General features: G+C 65.4%; 2 protein-coding genes. Both read left to right on the top strand.

Going from position 1 to position 2,393, the window contains the following annotated elements; translation table 11 throughout:
- Window positions 1–709, top strand: a 709-nt coding sequence (locus AC1DVA_RS27650) for an ABC transporter permease (RefSeq protein ID WP_476808022.1), incomplete at its 5' end; no start/stop codon positions are given.
- A gap of 1 nt (window position 710) precedes the next feature.
- Window positions 711–2,372 carry an AMP-binding protein gene (locus tag AC1DVA_RS27645; protein WP_476808021.1) on the top strand — a complete coding sequence of 554 codons (1,662 nt, stop codon included), beginning with the start codon at window positions 711–713 and terminating at the stop codon, window positions 2,370–2,372.
- Window positions 2,373–2,393: the final 21 nt, after the last annotated feature.

Raw genomic sequence — 2,393 nt, 5'->3', positions numbered from 1 at the left:
CAGCCAGTTCCTCGAATTTCCGCCGACATCGCTCTCCCTGCGCTGGTACCGGGAGTTCTTCACGGACCAGAGCTGGCTCGACGCGACGCTGGTCAGCCTGAAGATTGGCATCGGCGCGACGATCCTGAGCTTGCTGTTCGGCACCCTGGCGGCGATCGCCCTGGTCCGCGCCGACTTCCGGGCGAAGGGCGTGCTGACGGCCCTCTTCATCGCGCCGCTCATCATCCCCTCGGTGGTGCTGGCGCTCGCTCTTTACATCGTGTTCCTGCGCTGGCGGCTGGTGAACAACATCTATGCGCTGACGCTCGCCCACGCGCTGATCGCGATGCCTTACGTCGTGATGATCGTCGCCGGGAGCTTGCGTCGCTTCGACATGACGATCGAACGCGCCGCGCGCATCCTCGGTGCCGGCCCCGCCAGAGCCTTCGTCCATACGGCGCTGCCCTTCCTGGCGCCGGCGATGTTCGCATCGGCGATCCTCGCCTTCTTCGCCTCCTTCGACGAGCTGATCATCACGCTCTTCATCTCCGGCGGGCTGCAGACGCTCCCGGTCCGCATCTGGAACGATCTCAGCCTCAAGCTCGATCCCACCGTGCCGGCCGTAGCGGTCATGCTGACGCTCGTCAGCATCATCGGCATGTCGATCGGCGAGATCGTTCGGCGCCGCAACGAACTCCGATACCAGACCCATTCCGTCCCCGAGGCCTAACATGCAGCAAGCCCTTAGCGAAACGCGCGACTGGTCGGAGCTCAAGCTCCTCGTCGAGCGGATGCGCAGCAATATCGAGGCGACGGCCCTGCCGCGGAACCTCGGCGCCTTCGTTGACGAGCGCGCCGCGGCCGGTGGCGACCAGACGCTGTGGACCTTCTTCGAGCAAGAGGAGGGCGGGGTCGCGAGCTATGCGCAGGCCAAAGCGGCAATCGATCGGACCGCGGCCGGCCTCTATGCCGCGGGGGTGCGCATGGGCACGCATGTCGCGGTCATGCTGCCGAACATCCCCGAATTCCCCGTCACCTGGCTGGCGCTCGCCACGCTTGGCGCCGTCATGGTGCCAGTCAATATCGGCTATACCGGCCGCGAGCTCGATTATGTCCTGACGGATTCGCAGGCCGCCCACCTGGTCGTCCATGCCAGCTGCCTGCCGGCCTACGAGGCGCTGGGGGATGCCGCACCGTTGCCGAAATCGGCGGTCTTCCTGATCGGCGACGACGCGGGTACCGGCGCCGATGGCTATGCGCGGATCGACGCGAATGCCCCTGCCCTTCCGCAGGGCCTGCCTCAGCCCGAACTCGATGACATCGTCAACATCCAGTACACCTCCGGCACGACGGGCTTCCCGAAGGGCTGCATGCTGACGCATCGCTACTGGCTCACCATATCGCTGGTGGCGGCCATGCGAGGCGGCGAGGCGGAAAATCCGAAGAACATCCTGGCCGCGCAGCCCTTCTTCTACATGGACCCGCAATGGCTGACCTTGATGGCGATGCGGGTCGGCGGGCAGATCTTCGTCGCACGCCGCGCCAGCGCGACCCGTTTCCTGGACTGGGCCCGCCGCTACCAGATCCATTACTGCCTGTTCCCCGAGATCATCTACCAGCAGCCGCCCGACCCGCTCGATGCGGAAAATGAGCTGAAGCGGGTCTCGATATTCGGCTTCAACAAGGATTTCCACGCTGATTTCGAGCGCCGCTTCGGCACCGTGGCGCGTGAATCCTTCGGCATGACCGAGGTCGGATCGGCGCTGTTCCTGCCCAGAGAAGCCTATCACATGGTCGGCTCGGGCTCCTGCGGTATGGTCGCGCCGTTTCGCGAGGCGCAGATCACCGACGCCGATGGCAATGTCGTGCCGGATGGCGAGATAGGCGAGCTTTGCATTCGCGGCCCCGGCATCATGCAGGGCTATTATCGCCAGCCCGAGGCGAACCAAGCCGCCTTCCGCGGCGACTGGTTCCGCACCGGGGACCTGTTCTGGCGCGACGCGCAGGGCTTCCACTATATCGTGGGGCGGCTCAAGGACATGATCCGGAGAAGCGGCGAGAACATCGCCGCCCGCGAGGTCGAGGCCGCCCTGGCCGAGATGCCCGAAGTGCTCGAGGCCGCCGTCGTCGGCGTCAAGGATCCTGCACGCGGCGAGGAGGTGAAGGCCTATATCGTCCTGCAGCCCGGCGTCTCGGCGGCGCAGGCCTCCCCCGAGATGATCTTCGCGCACTGCAAGTCCCGCCTGGCGCCCTTCAAGACGCCGCGCTACCTCGAATATCGCGAGGCTTTGCCGAAGACGCCCTCCGAAAAAATCGCCAAGCAGAAGCTGATTGCCGAGAAGCCCGACCTGCGCGCCGGCAGTTTCGATCGCGTCACCAATGAGTGGCTCTGAGGCCTACAAGAGGAACAGACA

The sequence above is a fragment of the Allobosea sp. P4_C6 genome (assembly GCF_056402015.1).
The sequence above is the reverse complement of the archived record's forward strand: the minus strand, read 5'-3'. Positions and strand labels throughout refer to the sequence as shown.